Here is a 15,903-nt window from a genome sequence, read left to right on the forward strand (position 1 = left end):
ACGATGCCCGACATGAAGATCGTGACGCAGGTGAAGCTGATGCCGGAGGCCGACCAGGCCGCCGCACTCGGCGCGACCCTGCGCACGGTCAACGACCTGGCGTGCCGGGTCTCCGCGGTGGCGTTCGCCCATGGTGTGCCGCGTGAGTACGAGCTGCGCAGGCACACCTACGCCCACCTCAGGGAACAGGGCCTGGGCGCGCAGGCGGCGCAGCACGTCATCAAGAAGGTCCGCGACGCGTACACGACGCTGCACGCCAACATCCGGGCCGGGAACTACGGCAAGCCGGGTTCGAAGCGGCGCCGGAAGGTGGAGTCCAAGCCGGTCGCGTTCCGGCCCGGGGCTGGGCAGCCGTACGACGACCGGTGTTTGAGCTGGCAGTACGACCAGCAGACGGTGTCGATCTGGACTACCGCAGGCCGTCTCAAGGGCGTGCGGTTCACCTGCTCCGCCGAGGCGTTCAAGGTGCTCCAGCCGTACCGCAAGGGCGAATCCGACCTGATCGAACGTGACGGCGTCTTCTACCTGATCGCCACCTGCGAGGTACCCGAGGCCGAGAGGTACGAGCCGGACGGCTTCATCGGCGTGGACCTCGGTATCGAGAATATCGCCACCGCCTCCACCGGCTACCTCGCGGCCGGGCGGGGGCTCAACCGGTACCGCAAGCGACAGCTTGCCCTGCGGGCCAAGCTCCAGAAGAAGCGCACCAAGAGCGCCAAGCGGCGGCTCAAGGCCCGTGCCCGCAAAGAGGCGCGGCACGCCGCCAACCAGAACCACATCATCTCCAAGACGATCGTGACCGAGGCTGAACGCACCTCGGCCGGGATCTCCCTGGAAGAACTCAAGGGAATCCGGCAGAGGGTACGGCTCCGCAAGCCCCAACGGGTCGCACTCCATTCCTGGGCCTTCGCCCAGCTCGGAGACTTCATCGTCTACAAGGCCAGGCGGGCCGGTGTGCCTCTGGTCTTCGTTGATCCCGCGTACACGTCGCAGACGTGCGCCGAGTGCGGCCACGTCGACAAGCGCAACCGTGTCGACCAGGGGCTTTTCATCTGCCGGGGGTGCGGGGTCGTTGCCCACGCCGACCGGAACTCTTCCCACAACATCGCCACCCGTGGCGAGAGCGTGTGGAATGCGGGGCGTGAGTCACGCGTCCCTGCCACCCCATAACGGGGTGTCCAGACGGAGGAGCCAACCCAGCAGCCAGTTGGGCGCTACCTCCAAGCCCGGTCGTTCACGACCGGGTCAAGTTGACCAGTCGCAGGAGCAGCACTCACAGCAGTCGCAGCAGTCGCCGTCGCACTTGCGGCACCAGCCCTCACGCTTCTTGTGGTGCCGCCAGGGGTCGTCGTAGCTCTTCCGGCAGCAGACCCGGCAGGTGCAGAAGAGGCCCGTCCACACCGCGCAGCCGGCGATCGGCCCCCGCTTGCGGGGCTGCCGCGGCCCCGGCTGCCCCGCACCGCCCGGACCGCCCGGACCACCCGGCCCTCCCGGCCCTCCCGCTCCCCCGTATCCGCCGGAACCGCCGGAACCGCCGGAACCGCCGCCGGCATGGCGGGACGGCCCCCCACGCCCCCCGTGCGCTCCGCCGGAAGGCCCCGGGCCCCCGCCCTCCGGAGCCGCGGCATACGGCTTCCCCCGCGGATCCCCGTACGGAGTCCCGCCGTCCGGGAGATGCGCGCAGGACGCGCCGCCGAAGACCCGGTCGACGGAGCGCGCCGGTTCGTGGGCGAGCAACCGGTGTGCCAGCGCCCCGTCCGTGAACTCGGCCTCCCGCAGCGCCCGCCGTACGCCGCGCACCGCCTCGTCACACTCCCGGCGCGCCCCGGCCGGATCCGTACCCGTGGCCGTCAGCGGGTTCCACACCCCGGCGGCGGCGTCCGCCTCCCGGTCCTCCACCGCGTCGAGCAGATGCGCGAGCCGGCCGAAGAGCCGGCCCGCCTCCGCCAGCGGACCGGCGTTCTCCTTCCGCCCGGCGAGGACGGCCGTGTGGGCGAACGCCGCCGCGGTGGCCGTCTCCGTGGGCTCGGTGACCGTCCGCAGCGGCGTCCCGGGGCCGGCCGCCGCCTCGACCTCCGGCTGCCGTTCCACGGCGCGGAGAAGGACGTCCGCGGGGAAACCGAGCTCCGCCCCCGTCCGCGCGCCGGCCCGGCCCCAGGAGGCGGCCAGCCGGCGCGCCACGGCGGCCGCCGGCCGCCGGGCCAGCAGCCCGTCCCGGTCGGCGATGTGGTCCCGCACCTTGGCCGATGCCAGCACCAGGGAGACGGCGGCGGCCAGCCGCGCCCCCTCGCCGCGGGCGACGGAGGCGGTGCGCAGACCGCGCAGCGGGCACGGTCCCGCGGTGCGCCTCCCCTGCCCCGGCCGCTCCGACTGTGCCTCGGTCAGCACGGACACGAGCAGCCCGTCGTAGTTGGTGACGACCCGGGCGAGCTGCCCGTGGTCGCCGCGGAGCGCGAGGCACAGCCCGCAGAGATGGGCCGTCCACTGCGCGCGCAGTTCCCCCGACAGCCGGTGCGGGCACGGCCTGATGATTCCGAACACGGTTCCCCCGTACTGTTGCCGGCGGGCCCGGTCCGCCGGGCCCGCCGATGCCGCGATGCGATCGCTTCAGGATCATTCTCGTCATCAGGACGCCCGGTTCACCCGAATGGATCCGGTGACCGCTGCGGATCGGGCCGACGGTCCGTCATTGCGCCGGTCGTTAGGAAAAACTGATGGTCTTTTTAGCGTTCTGCACCAGTACCGTCACGAAAAGCGCGTGCGGGGGCTATCCGTTTGGCGCATCATCCGCATCATGGACGACCATAGGAGGGCGGACGGCAGCGACCGCGGGTAGAGAGGAGGCGTCCATGGGATCGGTGCGCAAGGCGAGCGCATGGCTGGGTCTCGTCGATGACAGCGACGAGCGCTACTACGACGACGACTATGCCGAGGACCCCCGGGACGCGGACGCCTGGGTGACCGACCCGCGGGTCCGGGTGGCCGACGAGGCGGCCCAGGACCAGGGCCACCGGATCGCCACGATCACCCCGACCGGCTTCCGTGACGCACGCGCCATCGGTGAGCTGTTCCGGGACGGCATCCCGGTGATCGTGAACCTTACGACCATGGAGCCCTCCGACGCCAAACGGGTGGTCGATTTCGCCGCGGGACTCGTCTTCGGACTGCGCGGCAGCATCGAGCGCGTCGCCACCCGGGTCTTCCTGCTCACGCCGGCCGATTACCGGATCATGCCCGGCGAGACGGCCGGCCGCGCGGCGGACGGCTTCTTCAACCAGAGCTGATCGGGCACCCGGCCGGGACCGGCCGGGCCGGTCACCGGAACGCGTCGATCCCGGTGAGCGCCTTGCCCAGCACCAGCTGGTGCATCTCGACGGTGCCCTCGTAGGTGAGCACCGACTCCAGATTCGTGGCGTGCCGCATCACCGGGTACTCCAGCGAGATCCCGTTGGCCCCCAGGATCGTCCGGGAGGTACGGCAGATCTCGATCGCCTCCCGCACGTTGTTGAGCTTGCCGAAGCTGACCTGCTCCGGGCGGAGCCGCCCGGCGTCCATCCTCCGCCCCAGGTGGTGGGCGAGCAGCACGCCCTTGTGGAGTTCGACGGCCATGTCGGCCAGCTTGGCCTGGGTGAGCTGGAAGCCGCCGATGGGCCGGCCGAACTGCTCACGGGTCCTCGCATAGCCGAGCGCCGATTCGAAGGACGAGCGGGCGGCGCCCATCGCGCCCCACACGATCCCGTACCGGGCGTGGTTGAGGCAGCTGAGCGGGCCCTTCAGCCCGGTGGTCCCCGGAAGCACCGCACCGGCCGGCAGCCGGACCCCGTCCAGGACGAGTTCGCTGGTCACGGAGGCGCGCAGCGACCACTTGTGCGTGATCTCGGGCGCGGAGAAGCCGGGGGTGTCCGTCGGGACGACGAAGCCGCGGACGCCGTCGTCGGTCCGCGCCCAGACGACGGCGACCCCGGCCACCGAGCCGTTGGTGATCCACATCTTGCGGCCGTCGAGCACCCAGTCGCCGCCGGCCTCGCGCTTGGCCCGGGTCCGCATGCCCGCCGGGTCGGAGCCGACGTCCGGTTCGGTGAGCCCGAAACAGCCGATGACCTCGCCCGCCGCCATGCGCGGCAGCCACTCCCGCTTCTGCTCCTCGGATCCGAAGCGGTGGATCGCGTACATCGCCAGCGAACCCTGGACGGACACCAGGGAGCGGATGCCCGAGTCGGCGGCCTCCAGTTCGAGGCAGGCGAGGCCGTACTGGACGGCGCTCGCCCCCGCGCAGCCGTAGCCCTCCAGGGACATGCCGAGCGCCCCCAGGGCCCCGAGCTCCCGGGCGAGTTCGCGGATGACCGGCAGCTCGCCGCGCTCGTACCAGCCCGCGATCTCCGGCAGCACCCGGTCCGCCGCCCACCGGCGCACGGTGTCGCGCACCGCGCGCTCCTCGTCGCTCAGCAGATCGTCGATGCCCAGCGGGTCCTGCGGGTCAAAGGACGGTGCTGCGGCTGCGGCTGCGGACATGTCTCGGCCTCCATACGGCTGCGGTTCCCGGCCCGGCCGGGTGATCGATCGACGCTACGGCGGGGACATCCGCCCTGTCCAGACCCGTTCACGGCACTCCGTGCCACACCGGGGCGGCTCAGCGGACGGCACTCGCCCCGGCCCGGTCCCGGCCGCGCGGCGCCCGCCCGGCGGCCGGGGCGGCACCGCCCGGGGACCCGCCCCGCCCCCCTCCGGCCGCCGTGGCAGCCGCCCGGGAGCTCCGGCCGGCACCGCCGGCCCGGGCGGCTCCGGCCGCCGCGTCGCCGGAGACGGAACCGTCCGCGGAACCGCGCCCGGCACCGTCCGCCCCGCCGCCCGGGTTCTCCCCGTCCGGCCGGGCGCACTCCATCCGGCGGGGCAGCCGCAGCGCCGCGACGGCTCCCAGCAGCAGCAGCGCCGCGCTGACCGCGAGCGTGACGTGCAGCCCCCGGACGAACGCCTCCCGGGCCGCCGTGCGCAGCACGTCCGCCGCCGGGCCGCCGAGTCCGCGCGCCACCTCCCGGGCCTCGCCCAGCGAGTGCCCGGCGGCCTGCTCCGCCGCGGCCGGCACTCCGGGGAGGCGGGTGACCCCGGGCGCGTAGACGGCGTTCATCACGGTGCCGAGCAGGGCGATGCCGATGCCGGCGCCGAGCTGGTAGGAGGTCTCGCCGATGGCCGCGGCGCCCCCGGCCTGCTCGGCGGGCGCCTCGCTGAGCATCGACTCGTACGCGCCGAAGAGCGTGGTCTCCAGACCGAACCCGAGCAGGAGGAATCCGGTGACGAGCAGGGCGGGCCGGTCCTGCTGGCCCATGGCGGTCAGCGAACAGACGGCCGCCGCGGTCAGCAGGAATCCGGTCGCCACCATGGTGCGCGGGCCCAGCCACAGGAGCATCCGGGAGCCCAGCAGTCCGGCGGCCATGGCGGCGCAGGTCAGCGGCACCATCCGCAGCCCGGTCTGCAGCGGGCTGAGACCGAGGACGAGCTGGAGGTACTGGGTGGCGATGAGCTGGAGGCCGACGAGCGCGAGCATCGCCAGCACGATGCAGCCGACGGAGGTGCCGAACGCCGGGCGGGAGAACATCCGCAGATCGATGAGCGGATGCTCGAGCCGCCGCTGCCGGCGGACGAAGAGCACGAGCAGCAGGAGACCCGCCACCAGGGGGACGACGCTGAGCGGATGGAGCGGGTCCTCGCCGCCGCCGATCCGCTTCACCCCGAGGACGGTGCCCGCGAGCCCGAAGGCGGCCATGAGAGCGCCGAGCACGTCCCAGGGGCCCCGGCCGTCGCCGGTGGACTCGGGGAGGATCCAGCGGCCGACCGGCAGGCAGACGGCCATCAGCGGGATGTTGATCAGGAAGACGGAGCCCCACCAGTAGTGCTCCAGCAGCAGCCCCCCGAGCAGCGGGCCGACGGCCGCCCCGACCGCCGCGACCGCGCTCCAGATGCCGATGGCCAGGGCCCGTTCCCGGCGGTCGGGGAAGACCTGGCGCAGGATCGACAGCGTGGCGGGCATGATCATGGCGCCGCCGACGCCGAGCAGGGCGCGGCCGGCGATGAGGACCTGCGGGTCGTCCGCCGTCGCGGCGACGGCCGACGCCAGGCCGAAGATGCCGTACCCCAGCAGCAGCACCCTGCGGCGGCCGATGCGGTCGCCGAGGGTGCCGAAGAGGATCAGCAGCGAGGCGGCGACCAGCGGGTAGGCGTCGACGATCCAGAGCAGTTCCACCGCGCCGGGGCGGAGGTCCTCGGTGACGGCCGGCACGGCGACGTGGAGGACGGTGGCGTCGAGGGCGACCAGCAGCAGGCTGACGCAGAGCACCACGAGCACGGACCAGCGGCTGCCGCCGCCGGCCTGCCGGCGGTGCCGGGGAACGTCCGCCGCCCGTCGTCCGCGGGCCGTGGTCGTTCCGGACATGCGCACCTCCGCGTGTTGCTCTCGCTCCCGGCGGGCTCCGGACGGGCGGCTCCGGCCCGGGCGTGCCCGGCACCGAGAAGTGAGTGAGACGACAGGGTACGCGAGCCCGGAGGGGGACCATGTGTCCGGGCTCACTCCTGTCAATCCGACATGCCGCGCGGAGCGGGCCGCGGGGGCCAGCAAGCGCGGGGCGGGCGGCCCGCGGCCCGGAAGGCCGAATTCCGGGGTGCGGCGGAGGACCGCCGTCCGGAACGGCGGCCACCGCGGGTCCGCCCCGCCGCCCCCGCCCATCGGCGTGCCCGGCCGCCCGGCTCCCCCGGCGTGCCGCGGAACCGCAGGTCATCGCCGTCGGCGGGTCGGCTCCCGGGGCTCCGCCCGCCTCTCCGGGCCTCCCCGGATCCGGGCCCGCGGAAAAGACCGGACCACTTCCAGGTGAACTTTTCGCGCCCCCTGAAAGATCCTCGGATTAACGGCGCCTCATGAATTCTTTGAGGCCGGTAATGCTTTTGAGGGAACGCCATGAATAAACTTCTCAATGAGAGCAAGTCCACATCACATCGTCATCACGAACCCGCCCGTAGCGGCGGTTCGGGCGCTCACCCCCTGTAACGTCCGTTGAGTGCGTACCGACCGAATCCTCGCCCGGCTCGAGCAGGAGCCCGAGCGAGCGAGCAACCGCGATGTCCCGCGGATGAGCCGAACACGCAAGGTGCTGTTCGGCTCGGCCGCCGGATGTTACGCGGCCGTCGTGCTGGCCGTATTCGTGAGTGACCGTCTGATTCTGCTCGACTGGCAGGTCATGCTGTTCCGGCCCTACAAGCAGTGGCCGGAGCTGCACGCCGCACTCGACTACTTCGTCGTGCTCGGGCAGCGTGGACCGACGGCCGTACTGGTCGCGGCCTGGCTCGGCTGGCGCTCCTGGCGGCAGCGGACCCTGCGCCCGCTGCTGGCGCTCGGCGCGGCCCTGCTGCTGCTCAACAGCACGGTCGGCGCGGTGAAGTACGGCCTGGGCCGGCTGGGGCCGCACTACGCCACGACCGTCGGGGCGGACGAGATGTTCGCCGGCGGCGACATATTCCCCTCCGGTCACACCGCCAACGCGGTGGTGACCTGGGGCATCCTGGCCTATCTGGCGACCACGCCGCGGGCACGCCGGGTGCTGTCGGTGGTGGCGGCCGGCTTCGCGCTCGGCGTCGGGGCGACCACCGTCTACCTGGGAACCCACTGGGTGAGCGACGTCCTGCTGGGCTGGATCGCCGGCCTGCTGGTGCTCCTGGCCCTGCCGTGGTGCGAACCGCTGATCGCCGCCGCCAACGCCTGGCTGCTCGACTCCCGCGACCGGCTGAAGGAGGGCCGGGGGCTCGCCCCGCTGCCGTTCCCCGTACCCCCCCTCCCGCCGGCCGCGGTGAGTCCCGGGGCCTCCGCCGCCCGGGCCGCGGCCGGCGCCGGACGCGCCGCCGGGGCCCGTGAACCGGGGCAGCCCGCCCGTGAACCGGTGCCGGCCGCCCATCCCGCCCCGGTGCGCGAGCCGGTGCCGGCCGGCACCGGAGGCCGCCCTCCCGCGGCCGGGCGGAACGCCGAGCAGCCGCGGCCGTACCACGCGGCGCGGCCCCACCTCACCCGCTCGGAACGGACCCCGGTCACTCCGACGGGGAGCCGGCGCCCACAGCCGCCGGCCGAACGCCCGCCGCGGCCCGCGCCCGTGACCCCGGGAGGGCGCCGCGGGCACGCGTCCGGCTGAGGACCCGGCGGGGACGGTACGCATACGCCATCCCCCGTCCCACACCGCGGCGAGGGCCCGGTGCCCGGCCGGGTACCGGGCCCTCGCCCTGCCGTGCCCGCGCACCCGCGGCCCGTCGCGCCGGACCCGTTCCGGGGCGGTTCACCCCTTCCAGCAGCGGACCACCTCGCCGTCCTTCACCGCGAAGTTGATCCGCCCCACCACGTACTCCATGGTGATGATGGCGTCGGGCGGCAGGGTCCGTACGGTGGTCCAGCCGCGCTGCCGGGCTCGCTCCTCCGCTTCCGCCGTGCCGAGGCCCACATAGGCGTCGCAGTCGTCGTCCTCCGGATGGGGGAGGTTCGGTGAGTCGCTCATGGCGGCCACCGTACGCCCCGGCCGCGTGCCCGGGGCCGGCGCGGGGCGGGCCGCAGGCACAGGCCGGGGCCGTCACCGGTCTGTGAGGATGACGCATCGTGAGCGCCGCGGCCGGGCGTCCGCCGCCGCCGCGTTCCGGCGCACCCCCTGCCCGCCCCGGCAAAGTCCCCGGGATTTTTCCGCTCCACAACTTCTCGCGGCTGCCCGGAAATTCGGCGGGTATTCGGCCGCACCGGCCTTCGGACACGTATTCCCTCCGGCTCTCCGCATTGCCGTTTGCGGAGAGCCGGGCGAGGTATGCGCTGGCCGAGGGGAGCCATGGCAGACAAATCCGAGAACAGTGACAAGAGCGCGGCGGACAGCCGCAGCGGCAGCCGAGCGGCTCTGGAGGTCCTGCGCACCGCGGGTGCTCAGCTCGCCGAGCTGACCGGCCTGCGCGCGGAGACGGTGACCCGGTTCGAACGCACCGGTGAGGGCTGGCTGATCGAGATCGAGGTCCTCGAACTCCCGCGGGTGCCCGAGACGATGAGCCTGATGGCGTCCTACGAGGTCAGCACCGACCGGGACGGGCAGCTCACCGGTTACCGGCGCACCCGGCGCTACGAGCGCGGCCGGGCGGACCGCCGCTGACACCACCGCGCACCCCACACCATCGGCACGAAGGGATGTGTATCCCGGTATGACGGTTGTACCGGCACAGCAGCAGGGCGGTTCGGGCGGCGGCAGCAGCGGCCTCTACGACGTCCTGGAACTGATACTCGACCGCGGGCTGGTGATCGACGCCTTCGTACGCGTCTCCCTCGTCGGCATCGAGATTCTCAAGATCGATGTCCGGGTGGTCGTCGCGAGCGTCGACACCTACCTGCGTTTCGCCGAGGCGTGCAACCGTCTCGACCTCGAATCCGGCCCGCGCAAGGACCCGGGCCTGCCGGACCTCGTCGGCGAGATGACCGAGTCCGGCGCCAGGGGCAAGTCCAAGGGCGCCCTGTCCGGCGCCGCCGAGACGCTGTCCGAGGCCTTCCAGCAGGGCCAGGACCGCGCGTCCGGTGACCGCCAGGCCGAGCCGGCCCCGAAGCCCCGCCGCACCGCCCCCCGCAGGAAGGAGGGAACCGAGTGAGCACCTACGTCTACGGCGTCATGGACGGCGACCGCCCGGATCTCCCCGAGGGCCTCACCGGTGTCGGTGAACCGCCGCACCCGGTGCGGGTACTCCGCGCGGGCGGGCTGGCCGCCGTCGTCAGCGACTGTCCCGGGCAACTCCGGCCCAAGCGCCGCGACCTGCTGGCCCACCAGCACGTCCTGGCGGAGGCCGGTGCCGGCGGCGCCGTGCTGCCGCTGCGGTTCGGCAGCCTGTCCCCGGACGACGACGCCGTCCTCGCCGTGCTCGCCGAGCACGCCGGGCACTACCGGGCCCAGCTCGCCGAGCTGGACGGCCGCGTCGAGTACAACGTCAAGGCCGTGCACCGCGAGGAGGACGTGCTCCGGCTGGTGGTCTCCGAGGACCCGGAGATCCGGGCCCTCACGGAGTCCAACCGCGCGTCCGGCGGCGGCTCGCACGAGGACCGGCTGCGCCTGGGCGAGCTGGTCGCGGGCGCCGTGCGGGCCCGGGAGGCCCAGGACGCCAAGGCGGTGGAGGCCGCGCTGGCGCCCGCCGCCGAGCAGCAGAGCCCGGGCCCCGACTCCTCGGGCCGGCTGGTCAACCTGTCCTTCCTGATGGAGCGCGACGGGGCCGCGTCCTTCCTGGAGTCCGTGGAGGAACTCCGCCGGAACCACCCCCACCTGGACATCCAGGTGACCGGTCCGCTGCCTCCGTACAGCTTCGTACGGGCCGTCCCGGCACACGCCTGATGGGACTGCTCGGCGAGCTCCTCCTCCTGCCGCTGGCCCCGGTCCGGGGCACGGGCTGGGTCCTGCGGCAGGTGGTGGCGGAGGCGGAGCGGCAGTACTACGACCCCTCGGCCGTCCAGCGGGAGCTGAGCGCCCTGGCGGAGCAGCTCGACAACGGTCTGATCGACGAGGCCGAGTTCGACCGCCGCGAGGACGAACTGCTGGACCGGCTCGAAGAGGTGCAGCGCCGCCGGGCGGCGCCGGGCGGCGGGCCTCCCCCGCCGCCCCGATGACGAGGAGATGAGCGCATGAACAACCGGCTGGCCATGACGCTGGCCGTCGGCGCGGGCTACCTGCTGGGACGTACGAAGAAGGCGAAACTCGCCCTCGGCGTCGGCGGCATGGTGCTCGGCAAACGGCTCAATCTGAACCCGCAGCAGCTCACCGGGCTGCTCACCGAGCAGCTCCGGAACAACCCGCAGCTCGCCGAGGTGCGGGACCAGCTCCGGAACGATCTGCAGGGCGTGGGCCGGGCCGCGGCGACCGCCGTGGTCACCCGCCGGCTCGACGCCCTCTCCGACCGCCTGCACGACCGCACCCTCGGGGTGCAGGACAAGCTCGGCGCGGTCGGCGGGAAGGTCCCCGGCGGTCCCGGGGAGGACTCCGCCGGGGACCGGGACGAGGACGGCACGGCGCGGGACGAGGACGGCACGGCGCGGAGCACCGGCGAGCCGGACGCGGAGCACGGCACCGGAAAGGACGACGGCGGAAAGGAGGGCGGCGCGGAAAGGACGAGCCGCCCCGCACGCAGGCCCGCGCGCGCCGCGAAGAAGGCCCCGGCCTCCGGCACCGCCGGGCGCGGGGCGAAGAAGACGGCTTCGGCGGCGGGCAAGGCCGGAGGGGCCGCGAAGAAGACCCCGGCCCGGCGGCGTACCGCGGGAGGTGAGGACCGTGGCTGAGCACGGCGGCGGCCCCGTGCCGTCCCTCAAGGAGAACCCGGCCCTCGACCGGCTGAAGCAGGAGGCGTCCGCCTTCGCCGCGGCCCAGGCCCAGCGTCTGCTGGTGTCCGCCGGGGAGAAGCTCGGCGGCGCGACGGCCAGACTCACCGATGTGGCCGAGGGCCGCGCCTCCGGGGGATCCGGCCTGGTCAAGCTGGCCGGCGAGAGCGGCAGGAAGTCCGCCGAGGGCAAGGGCCCCGTGCGCTCCGCGGTGGAGATCGGCGCCTCCGGCCTCAAGGACAAGGTCAAGGAGGCATTCACCACCATGGGCGGCAAGCGCAAGGGCGGTGGTGGCAAGGGCAAGTACGTCACCATCAGCGAGGACATCGACGTCGGGGTCCCGCTGCGCGAGGCGTACAACCAGTGGACCCAGTTCCAGGAGTTCTCGTCCTTCGCCAAGGGCGTGCAGGGCGTGGAGTCCGCCGACGACACCACATCCAACTGGCGAGCGAAGATCTTCTGGTCCTCCCGCAGCTGGAAGGCCAGCACCACCGAGCAGATACCCGACGAGCGGATCGCCTGGACCTCCGAGGGGGCCAAGGGCACCCTCAAGGGCGTGGTGACCTTCCACGCGCTGGACCACGGCCTCAGCCGGATCCTGATGGTCCTCGAGTACTACCCGAAGGGCCTGTTCGAGAAGACCGGGAACATCTGGCGCGCCCAGGGCCGCCGGGCCCGCCTGGACCTCAAGAACTTCCGCCGGTTCGTGATGATGCGCGGCGAGGCGACGGGCGAGTGGCGCGGCGAGATCCGCGACGGGGAAGTCGTCCGCGGCCACGAGGAGGTCCTGGAGGCCGAGGCGGAGGACGAGGAGCTGCCGGACGGAGGCTACGAGGACGAAGAGCCGTCCGGTGGGGGCGGGGCGTCTCCCGAAGACCCCGGCGACTCCGGGGAGCGGGACGGGACCCCCGAGGAGGCCCCCGAGGAGACCTCCGATGACGAGGAACTCCCCGAGGACGCCTACGACGAGGACGAGGACGAGGACGGGACCACCGAGGGCGAGGAGGCCGCGTACGCGGACGACGGCGAGGAGGACGCCGAGTACGCCGAGGACGGCGAGGACGGCGATCCCGGGGAGGACGGCGAGGACGGCGATCCCGGGGAGGACGCCGAGTACGCCGAGGACGAGGAACCCGAGCCCGCCGGCCACCGCCGCTGAGGCCGGCCCCGCCCCGCCCGGCCCGCTCGCCGCCGGACCACCGCGGCAAGGCCCCGCCCCGGGGCCGCACGCCGCACGGGGCATCCACGCGAAGGGCGCCGCCGCCGGACACCGGTCCGGTGGCGGCGCCCTTCTCCGTGCCGGCACGACCGCGACCGGCACGACCGCGACCGCACCCGCCCCCCGGGCGCCCGCGCGCCCGGGGGCCTCAGTGCGCCGCCGGAGCGCGCCCCCAGTGCCGGTGGGCCGCGACCGCCTCGGTGAAGGCGCGGCCGAAGTCATCGCCCGGGGGCCCCGTCACGGGATCGGTGACGACGCCCCGGTCGGCGACCATCCCGCCGCCGTTCCGCGCGAGCTCCACCCCGCCGAGGCCCAGCGCGCCGAGCACGCCCACCCCCGCGCCCAGTCCCCCGACGGGCTTGCCGTGCCGGAAGGCGTCCCGGACGAACCGCACCGCGGCCGGGTCCGCCCCGATCGCCAGGGCGCTGTCCGGACCGCCGGGGACCAGCACCGCGTCGTACAGCACCGAGGCGACGGTGGGCAGGGCGCGGGTGACGGGCCGCGCGTCGCCTTCCGCGGCGCGCACCGTGCCGTCGCGCGCCGCCAGTTCCTCGACGACCGCTCCGCCCGCGTCCTCCAGCATGTCCCGCACCGCGTCCAGCTGGGCGCCGTCCACCCCGTCCGCGACGAGCACCGCGATCCGCCGGGTGGCGATCGTGCCGGGCCCCCGCAGGCTCTCGATGCTGAGCGCCGGGGAGGGCACGGGCTCCGGGGTCCCCGCCGGCTGCTCCGGCAGCGGCACACCGACGCCCTCGGCGACCGCGGACGCCAGTTCGTGGTCCACCAGGGCCAGCTGGTCGACGGTGCGGCCGCGGACCCGCACCGAGTTCACCTTGCCCAGTTCGAAGCGGAACGCCTCGACCATGTGCCGCTTCTCCCAGTCGGCCATCGAGTGCCAGAAGAGGGCCGGCTGGCTGTAGAAGTCCTCGAAGCTGAGACTGCGCTTGCGGATCTTGCGCCCGTCCACCCGTTCCTGGAGATGGCTGTAGGCCCGCGGGTCCGTGGCGTCCGCGATGCCGGGGCAGCCGCCGCCCAGGGAGTTCTTGCCGTAGTTCGCCCCGGTGTGGATGCGTCCCTGGTGGTAGCCGTCGCGCTGGTGGTTGCGCACCGGCACGACGGGCTGGTTGACGGGGATCTGCGCGAAGTTGGGCCCGCCCAGCCGGATCAGCTGGGTGTCCAGGTAGGAGAAGTTGCGCGCCTGGAGCAGCGGGTCGTTGGTGAAGTCGATCCCGGGCACCACGTTGGCCGTGTGGAAGGCCACCTGCTCGGTCTCGGCGAAGAAGTTGTCCGGGTTGCGGTCCAGCACCATCCGGCCGATGGGCCGTACGGGCACCAGTTCCTCGGGGATGATCTTCGTGGCGTCGAGCAGGTCGAAGTCGAAGGCGTGTTCGTCCTCTTCCGGTACGAGCTGGACGCCCAGCTCGTACTCCGGGTAGTGGCCGGCCTCGATCATGTCCCACAGGTCGCGGCGGTTGTAGTCCGGGTCGCGGCCCTGGATCTCCTGGGCCTCGTCCCAGACCAGCGAGTGCACGCCCAGCTTCGGTTTCCAGTGGAACTTCACGAACGTGCCCCGGCCCCGCGCGTCGACGAAGCGGAAGGTGTGCACCCCGAAGCCCTGCATCATGCGGTAGCTGCGCGGGATGGCCCGGTCCGACATCAGCCAGAAGACGGCGTGCAGCGTCTCCGGCTGCAGCGAGACGAAGTCCCAGAAGGTGTCGTGCGCGGAGGCGCCGGTGGGGATGTCGTGGTGCGGCTCCGGCTTCACCGCGTGCACGAAGTCGGGGAACTTGATGCCGTCCTGGATGAAGAAGACCGGGAAGTTGTTCCCCACCAGGTCGTAGTTCCCCTCCGGGGTGTAGAACTTCACGGCGAAGCCCCGCACGTCGCGCACCGTGTCGGCGGACCCCCGCGGCCCCTGGACGGTGGAGAAGCGCACGAAGACCGGAGTGCGCACCGAGGGGTCCTGGAGGAAGGCCGCCTTCGTGAACTCCGCGCAGGAGTGGTACGGCTCGAACCAGCCGTACGCGCCCGCGCCCCGGGCGTGCACCACCCGCTCCGGGATCCGCTCGTGGTCGAAGCGGGTGATCTTCTCCCGGAAATGGAAGTCCTCCAGCAGCGTGGGCCCGCGCTCCCCGGCGGACAGCGAGTCGTCGGTGTGGTCGACGACGACGCCCTGGTCGGTGGTGAGCGGCCCGCCCGCGGGATCGGGGGCCCGGTACGCCTCCCGCTGCCGCTGCTTGGGGTCCCCGGGCCGGTCCTGCTCTGCTGCCATGGCGAAGCTCTCCTTGCGTGTCCGGTGCGCGTCCGCCCCTGCCGTCGGGAATCCGCCGGGTTGCCCCGCTCAGTCCGGTGAAACGCCGAATGACCTGTTCAGCCGAGCGGCTATCGGCGCCAGGCGCTCCCTCAGCCCGGCCGGCTCCCGGATTTCGAAGTCGAAGCCGAGCATGGCCAGGTGGGCCACCATCGCCTCCGGGCCGGGCGCTCCGGTCCGGAGCAGGCAGCGGTGCTCGTCGACCGCCTCCAGCGTGCCGGTCGCGGGTGTGACGCGCGCGGCGGCCTCCTCCAGCGGGGCGTGCAGCAGGACGACGGCCCGGACGGCGTACGCCGCGGTGGAGACACCCCGGGCGACGTAGGCGGCGAGGTCCTCGGCCGGCGGGCGGCGGGGTTCGAACCGCGGGCCGTGCGGCGGCCGGGGGGTGAGCCGGTCCGCCCGGAACGTCCGCCAGTCCCGCCGGTCCACGTCCCAGGCGACGAGGTACCAGCGGCGCTCGGTGAAGACCAGCCGGTGCGGCTCCACGGTCCGCCGGCCCTCCCGGCCCGCGTGGTCGCGGTAGTCGAAGCGCACCCGCTCCCGGTCCCGGCACGCGAAGGCCAGTTCGGTCAGCACGGCGGCCCCGACGGTCGGGCCGCCCCGCCGGCCCGGCACCGGCACGGTGAAGGAGGTGAACGCCTCGACGCGCCGGCGCAGCCGGGCCGGCAGCACCTGCTCCAGCTTGGCGAGCGCCCGGACGGAGGTCTCCTCGATGCCCTCGACACCGCCGCCGGCCGCCGTGCGCAGCACGACCGCCACCGCGACCGCCTCCTCGTCGTCGAGCAGCAACGGCGGCAGCGCGGCCCCCGCGCCCAGCCGGTAGCCGCCGCCGGTGCCGGGGCTCGCGTGCACGGGGTAGCCCAGCTCACGCAGCCGGTCGACGTCCCGCCGGACGGTGCGCGGGGTGACGCCGAGGCGGTCGGCGAGGTCCGCACCGGACCAGTCACGGTGGGCTTGCAGCAGGGAGAGCAGACGGAGGAGGCGCGAGGAGGTGGCCGGCATGCGGGGAAGTCTTCCAGCCGT

General features: G+C 73.6%; 15 protein-coding genes. 9 read left to right on the top strand and 6 right to left on the bottom strand.

Features of this window, described 5'->3' with window-relative positions; translation table 11 throughout:
* Window positions 1–12: 12 nt before the first annotated feature.
* Window positions 13–1,170 carry a transposase gene (locus KBZ10_RS24345; RefSeq protein ID WP_247702904.1) on the top strand — a complete coding sequence of 386 codons (1,158 nt, stop codon included), beginning with the start codon at window positions 13–15 and terminating at the stop codon, window positions 1,168–1,170.
* Window positions 1,171–1,245: 75 nt separating this feature from the next.
* On the opposite strand, the gene KBZ10_RS24350 is transcribed toward KBZ10_RS24345, so the two are convergent.
* Window positions 1,246–2,541: a DUF5685 family protein gene (locus KBZ10_RS24350; protein WP_210989861.1), complete on the bottom strand. Its 1,296-nt coding sequence runs from the start codon at window positions 2,539–2,541 to the stop codon at window positions 1,246–1,248.
* A 308-nt stretch (window positions 2,542–2,849) separates the two neighbouring features.
* Here KBZ10_RS24350 and KBZ10_RS24355 point away from each other — a divergent pair, with 308 nt between their 5' ends.
* A complete protein-coding gene (locus KBZ10_RS24355; protein WP_210989862.1) occupies window positions 2,850–3,284 on the top strand; it encodes a cell division protein SepF in 435 nt (144 codons plus the stop codon).
* A 31-nt stretch (window positions 3,285–3,315) separates the two neighbouring features.
* Here KBZ10_RS24355 and KBZ10_RS24360 read toward each other — a convergent pair whose 3' ends face one another.
* Together KBZ10_RS24360 and KBZ10_RS24365 are read right to left on the bottom strand one after the other, a co-directional pair.
* Window positions 3,316–4,512, bottom strand: coding sequence for an acyl-CoA dehydrogenase family protein (locus KBZ10_RS24360; protein ID WP_210989863.1), 1,197 nt, complete (start codon window positions 4,510–4,512; stop codon window positions 3,316–3,318).
* A 118-nt stretch (window positions 4,513–4,630) separates the two neighbouring features.
* Window positions 4,631–6,427 carry an MFS transporter gene (locus KBZ10_RS24365; protein WP_210989864.1) on the bottom strand — a complete coding sequence of 599 codons (1,797 nt, stop codon included), beginning with the start codon at window positions 6,425–6,427 and terminating at the stop codon, window positions 4,631–4,633.
* A 619-nt stretch (window positions 6,428–7,046) separates the two neighbouring features.
* On the opposite strand from KBZ10_RS24365, the gene KBZ10_RS24370 reads away from it, so the two are divergent.
* Entirely contained in the window at window positions 7,047–8,168 is a 1,122-nt protein-coding gene (locus KBZ10_RS24370) for a phosphatase PAP2 family protein (RefSeq protein ID WP_210989865.1), read from the top strand.
* 141 nt (window positions 8,169–8,309) lie between these two features.
* On the opposite strand, the gene KBZ10_RS24375 is transcribed toward KBZ10_RS24370, so the two are convergent.
* A complete protein-coding gene (locus KBZ10_RS24375; protein WP_210989866.1) occupies window positions 8,310–8,525 on the bottom strand; it encodes a proteinase inhibitor I78 in 216 nt (71 codons plus the stop codon).
* Window positions 8,526–8,843: 318 nt separating this feature from the next.
* On the opposite strand from KBZ10_RS24375, the gene gvpO reads away from it, so the two are divergent.
* The 6 genes from gvpO to KBZ10_RS24405 are packed head-to-tail and all read left to right on the top strand — an operon-like array spanning window position 8,844 to window position 12,509.
* The gene (gvpO, locus tag KBZ10_RS24380) at window positions 8,844–9,155 is read left to right on the top strand and encodes a gas vesicle protein GvpO (RefSeq protein ID WP_210989867.1); all 312 of its coding nucleotides are present in this window, start codon (window positions 8,844–8,846) and stop codon (window positions 9,153–9,155) included.
* 49 nt (window positions 9,156–9,204) lie between these two features.
* A complete protein-coding gene (locus KBZ10_RS24385; RefSeq protein WP_210989868.1) occupies window positions 9,205–9,642 on the top strand; it encodes a gas vesicle structural protein GvpA in 438 nt (145 codons plus the stop codon).
* Window positions 9,639–10,373: a GvpL/GvpF family gas vesicle protein gene (locus tag KBZ10_RS24390; protein WP_210989869.1), complete on the top strand. Its 735-nt coding sequence runs from the start codon at window positions 9,639–9,641 to the stop codon at window positions 10,371–10,373. Before KBZ10_RS24385 ends, KBZ10_RS24390 begins: the two co-directional genes overlap by 4 nt.
* The gene (locus KBZ10_RS24395) at window positions 10,373–10,645 is read left to right on the top strand and encodes a gas vesicle protein GvpG (RefSeq protein WP_210989870.1); all 273 of its coding nucleotides are present in this window, start codon (window positions 10,373–10,375) and stop codon (window positions 10,643–10,645) included. The genes KBZ10_RS24390 and KBZ10_RS24395 overlap by 1 nt, the downstream gene beginning before the upstream one ends.
* A gap of 15 nt (window positions 10,646–10,660) precedes the next feature.
* Window positions 10,661–11,311, top strand: coding sequence for a DNA primase (locus KBZ10_RS24400; RefSeq protein WP_210989871.1), 651 nt, complete (start codon window positions 10,661–10,663; stop codon window positions 11,309–11,311).
* Complete coding sequence (locus KBZ10_RS24405) at window positions 11,304–12,509, top strand: SRPBCC family protein (RefSeq protein WP_210989872.1); 1,206 nt, start codon at window positions 11,304–11,306, stop codon at window positions 12,507–12,509. Before KBZ10_RS24400 ends, KBZ10_RS24405 begins: the two co-directional genes overlap by 8 nt.
* Window positions 12,510–12,717: 208 nt before the next feature.
* On the opposite strand, the gene KBZ10_RS24410 is transcribed toward KBZ10_RS24405, so the two are convergent.
* Entirely contained in the window at window positions 12,718–14,841 is a 2,124-nt protein-coding gene (locus KBZ10_RS24410; RefSeq protein ID WP_210989873.1) for a catalase, read from the bottom strand.
* A gap of 69 nt (window positions 14,842–14,910) precedes the next feature.
* A complete protein-coding gene (locus KBZ10_RS24415) occupies window positions 14,911–15,882 on the bottom strand; it encodes a YafY family protein (RefSeq protein WP_210989874.1) in 972 nt (323 codons plus the stop codon).
* Window positions 15,883–15,903: the final 21 nt, after the last annotated feature.

The sequence above is a fragment of the Streptomyces sp. F63 genome (assembly GCF_018070345.1).
Taxonomy (GTDB): Bacteria; Actinomycetota; Actinomycetes; order Streptomycetales; family Streptomycetaceae; genus Streptomyces.

What these genes read in the sequence shown, in the direction of transcription:
- KBZ10_RS24345 (WP_247702904.1), top strand. Translation starts at nt 13, where the DNA reads ATGAAGATCGTGACGCAGGTGAAGCTGATGCCGGAGGCCGACCAGGCC.
- KBZ10_RS24355 (WP_210989862.1), top strand. Translation starts at nt 2,850, where the DNA reads ATGGGATCGGTGCGCAAGGCGAGCGCATGGCTGGGTCTCGTCGATGAC.
- KBZ10_RS24360 (WP_210989863.1), bottom strand. Translation starts at nt 4,512, where the DNA reads ATGTCCGCAGCCGCAGCCGCAGCACCGTCCTTTGACCCGCAGGACCCG.
- KBZ10_RS24365 (WP_210989864.1), bottom strand. Translation starts at nt 6,427, where the DNA reads ATGTCCGGAACGACCACGGCCCGCGGACGACGGGCGGCGGACGTTCCC.
- KBZ10_RS24375 (WP_210989866.1), bottom strand. Translation starts at nt 8,525, where the DNA reads ATGAGCGACTCACCGAACCTCCCCCATCCGGAGGACGACGACTGCGAC.
- gvpO (WP_210989867.1), top strand. Translation starts at nt 8,844, where the DNA reads ATGGCAGACAAATCCGAGAACAGTGACAAGAGCGCGGCGGACAGCCGC.
- KBZ10_RS24385 (WP_210989868.1), top strand. Translation starts at nt 9,205, where the DNA reads ATGACGGTTGTACCGGCACAGCAGCAGGGCGGTTCGGGCGGCGGCAGC.
- KBZ10_RS24395 (WP_210989870.1), top strand. Translation starts at nt 10,373, where the DNA reads ATGGGACTGCTCGGCGAGCTCCTCCTCCTGCCGCTGGCCCCGGTCCGG.
- KBZ10_RS24400 (WP_210989871.1), top strand. Translation starts at nt 10,661, where the DNA reads ATGAACAACCGGCTGGCCATGACGCTGGCCGTCGGCGCGGGCTACCTG.
- KBZ10_RS24410 (WP_210989873.1), bottom strand. Translation starts at nt 14,841, where the DNA reads ATGGCAGCAGAGCAGGACCGGCCCGGGGACCCCAAGCAGCGGCAGCGG.
- KBZ10_RS24415 (WP_210989874.1), bottom strand. Translation starts at nt 15,882, where the DNA reads ATGCCGGCCACCTCCTCGCGCCTCCTCCGTCTGCTCTCCCTGCTGCAA.